We start from the raw sequence: 3,856 nt of genomic DNA, 5'->3' as shown, positions 1-3,856 counted from the left end.
GGGGGGTTTGGCGGTTTTTCCGGCGGCGGCGGCGGTTTCGGCGGGGGCGGTGCATCGGGCGGGTGGTAGCGTCGGCAGGTCGACACCCATCGGGAGCGGTCGGGACGCCCCTGTGCAAGCTTTAACAAAGGTTGACGAATGACAAATCTGATTAAAAAATTTTTATCAGAGGCGGATCAAAAGCGAATCGAATCCGCTGTGGCTGCCGCGGAAATAAAGACAGCTGGAGAGATCGTCTGCATGATTGTCCCCTCCAGTTACCACTATGCGATGGCCGACGTATTGGGTGCAACGGCATTCGCCCTGCCGCTGGCCCTGCTGGCCGCGCACTTTCTGGGCGGATGGCTGTGGATCGGCACTCAGAACATGTGGGTGTTCCTCGGGCTTTTCACCATCTTTTTCATCCTGTTTCATTGGATCGTCGGTCGCTGTCCCTCCCTCAAGCGACGGTTCATCTCCCAGCGGGAAATCGATGAGGAAGTCGAGGAAGCCGCCGTGAATGAATTTTTCAGAAAGGGGCTTTACCGCACGCGTGACGCCAACGGCGTCTTGCTGTTTTTCTCGGTTTTTGAACATAAAGTGTGGCTGCTGGCCGATAAAGGCATCCACGAAAAGGTCCCCCAGGAGGAATGGAATCAGCTGGTGGACCGCATCACCCGGGGCATCCGCAGCGGGCAAGGCGCCGAAGCCATCTGCACGGCCATTCAGGACATCGGCAGTCTCCTCCAAAACCATTTTCCCATCAAGCCCGGTGATACCGATGAACTCACCAGCCTGATCATCGATGAACAACACGATCTTTAACAATTGACATATTACCTATCTCAAGTCACCATGAAAGCAGACGCCTTTGCACATTGACCAGAATGATCACGGTAAAAGCTTGAACCATGACGGATAAAGATCGGATAAGATGGGACTCAAGGCACCTCAAGGATATAGGGAGCACCGCCCCTTCACCCATCCTGATGAAGTATGGCGGTCTGGCGACATGTGGGAATGCATTGGATATCGCCTGCGGCAACGGGAGAAACAGTATTTACCTGGCTGCAGAAGGGTTTGTCGTGGATGCGGTTGACATTTCAACGGTCGCAACGACTCATCTTGCGGGAAAAAATCCGAATATCAACGTCATTTGTGCGGATTTGGACGCCTGGGATATTCCGCGGAATCGCTACGCGCTCATCGCCAACGTTCGATTTTTAGACAGACGCCTGTTTCCTTTGATTCAAGATGGACTCAAAACCGGCGGCGTTTTGATCTTTGAATCGTTTATGGATGGAGAAAAGGATAAATTCTGTCTGAAACAAAATGAACTGCTTCATGCCTTTCAATCCATGCGCATCGTCTATTACGAAGAGAAAAAGGCTGACCTTTCTGAAAAATTTGATCAAACCGCGTCGCTTGTTGCAATCAAAACGTAATACCACCTGTAAGTGATAAAAAGGGCTCACCATTCCTCAACGATAGCAATGGAGACAATCGCAACGATCATGAAAAAAAGTTTTCCCTGGGAACAATTTGAAAAGGTCACCTTTGAAAGGGGAATTAGTATTAGGAAGTCCGAGACTGGAGATTGGTTTTACGCAAATAGCGAAGACACCATGTCTGTTTCGGATCCCAATACGGTTCTGACCAATTTCGGGGTTCGCCCTGTGCTCGCCGAAGGATCAAGTCAAAACACCACGGTGTCATTTTTATTGCCTGCCATTCGGGGGCGGCTGCTCGACATATACAGGAGCGAACTCGACCTTCTTAAGCCGCTAAAGTATGTTCTGGGATCGATGATTTATCATTGCTCGGCACTCGCACGGCTGTACGCAGAAGAATGCACCCAATCTGCAGAACCATCGACGGGTGAAATGGGAAGTGATGGTAAAACCTCACGCCAAAAGGAGAGCAAGGTCGTGACGAGATTAGAGACGCCTTTTTACGAATTTGAGGCGCTGATGACCAAGATCATTTTAGGTTACGAATACATAAGATATCCCATTTGGCGGAAGTACCAATCAGGGTCGGAAACACCCCGCAACTTTGCGGATACGATAAAGCGGTGTAAGCTCCCACCGGCGATAGAAAAGCGAATTAAATTGAGCAGGGACAATTGTTATCTGCCCGCAAAAAAATTCAGATATTGTATTCAGCGCAATCTGGACGTCGGATCATCGTCCTGGTGCCTGCTTGAAAAAAAATATGAATTGTTATGGCTTTTTTCGGCTCGCCTGCCAGACAATCCAGAAGAGAAGTCAGAAAAAAATTTTAAATTTGATCAGAAACTCGATGCGCTTACCGTAGGGTGGGAGTACGTCAGTGAGTTTTTTTCTTTGATCGACATCATCGTGGGCAAAGGGAACCTATCATCCGCTTAGAAAAGACTGAGCCCCATAAAAGACGTTTATTTTATTTGCAGCTTTATCTCAAGCTACATGAAATCGAACATGGTAGGGAATCGTATGAATGACACGGTCTGCCAATCGTCGACAGTTGCCGTAATCAACCAACCACATACAAAAGCGGTAAAGCCAACGATAATAAAATTCCGGCATGACATACACCGCACGCAGTTCATGTAGGTTCAGGTCAGCCCAGTAATACAAAAACAGGCCATTCCAGCGATATGCCAAATGTCTTATCAGCAATAGTGTGGCTTTCTTTAAGCGTTTCACTTTTTTTATCCCTCACATCGACCACCGGTTAGCAACTCAGGCGCTTTTTGGGATTTTCACACTCAAAACTGGCCTCACGATAACCGTTTCACTGCGTTGTTGTCACCATTTCCTGGTTGTTATTACAGCATATTCTGTGCCGACTGCTCATTTTTATAGAAATTCTAATAATTTCATCCGCTTGTAAATCCATTGCCTGGGTGAATGTATGCCCGCTTGACAAATATTGTCGGCTTGTATGCCGGCGTTTGTCAAAAGGAACCACCTGTGCGGGCGCGTCGAGGCGGCTTCGATGTCTGGGTGCATCGACAACGAATAAGCAGACGGCCTTCATGATGACCGATAACGTATGGTTTACAAATTGCGGTATAATCTGCGATGGCCTCAGTACGTTCGGGGAAATTCGTATCCTGCATGGTCTGGAAAACTTAAAAAACTGATAGTGGCACTGCATGAGGATTAGGATCGATTAAAGCGAGCAGGGTCTTACTACTTGCAATTCAGGAGTGTTCCTAAGGATAGTCGGAAAAGATGAAATGAAGAATGTTTACCACGACTTCCAGAAGAAATGCCTAACAAAAGGTGATGAACGCGTAAAAAGTCGCATTTCCGACGGAGTCGTAAGAAGCCCGAGATCAAGGCTTGCGAATACTGAGGAATCAGGCGTACTTAAGGTACGCCACAGTGACGAGGGATGAAGCGTAACGCAGTTATCGGACTTTTTACGACTCCGTCAAAGATGGTTTGATAAATGGCGATGGTGCCAACCCAGTGCTGTGAGTTGGTAGATGGGTTGATTGTTTGTTAGTTCATTCGGAGAATAGCGTTCTGATTGTCCAAAACAACTTTCCGAATCTGTTCTTCTTTCGATTCTAAAAAATCAATGATAGACGAATTATTAGAATCGTCCCAACGTTTATACCCGATTTTTAAAAATATTCTGGATGTCCCTGTATTAACAACGAAGTCATAGGATTCTGTTATCGAATTTTCGCGATAATCAACACGATAATCATTGTAGCCAGTGTTAAGAAAGTCCAGAACAGTTTCTTTTTTTGTTTCAGCCATATCTTTTCACCCTTGTGTGTTTTCGTTCGTTAGCAATAGGTTCTTTATACCATAAAAGATCAAATAATTGAATAACATTTTACCCAATCTTGGCGGTTGTCGGGCTTGCCGCAGATTCAAGG

Annotated in this window: 4 protein-coding genes; 3 read left to right on the top strand and 1 reads right to left on the bottom strand. The window is 46.8% G+C overall.

The annotated features are described in order from the left end of the window. Positions 1-138 precede the first annotated feature (138 nt). The 3 genes from ABYV26_RS22605 to ABYV26_RS22595 all read left to right on the top strand — a co-directional run bounded on the left by ABYV26_RS22605 (position 139) and on the right by ABYV26_RS22595 (position 2,369). A complete protein-coding gene (locus ABYV26_RS22605) occupies positions 139-804 on the top strand; it encodes a TPM domain-containing protein (RefSeq protein WP_372683619.1) in 666 nt (221 codons plus the stop codon). 86 nt (positions 805-890) lie between these two features. Next, positions 891-1,424, top strand: a complete 534-nt coding sequence (locus ABYV26_RS22600) for a class I SAM-dependent methyltransferase (RefSeq protein ID WP_372683618.1) — start codon at positions 891-893, stop codon at positions 1,422-1,424. A 69-nt stretch (positions 1,425-1,493) separates the two neighbouring features. Next, entirely contained in the window at positions 1,494-2,369 is an 876-nt protein-coding gene (locus ABYV26_RS22595) for a hypothetical protein (protein WP_372683617.1), read from the top strand. Between the two features lie 1,101 nt (positions 2,370-3,470). On the opposite strand, the gene ABYV26_RS22590 is transcribed toward ABYV26_RS22595, so the two are convergent. Next, positions 3,471-3,734: a hypothetical protein gene (locus ABYV26_RS22590; protein WP_372683616.1), complete on the bottom strand. Its 264-nt coding sequence runs from the start codon at positions 3,732-3,734 to the stop codon at positions 3,471-3,473. Positions 3,735-3,856: the final 122 nt, after the last annotated feature.

The organism is Desulfosarcina sp., from assembly GCF_041551955.1.
In the GTDB taxonomy this organism is placed as follows: Bacteria; Desulfobacterota; Desulfobacteria; order Desulfobacterales; family Desulfosarcinaceae; genus Desulfosarcina.
The sequence above is the reverse complement of the archived record's forward strand: the minus strand, read 5'-3'. Positions and strand labels throughout refer to the sequence as shown.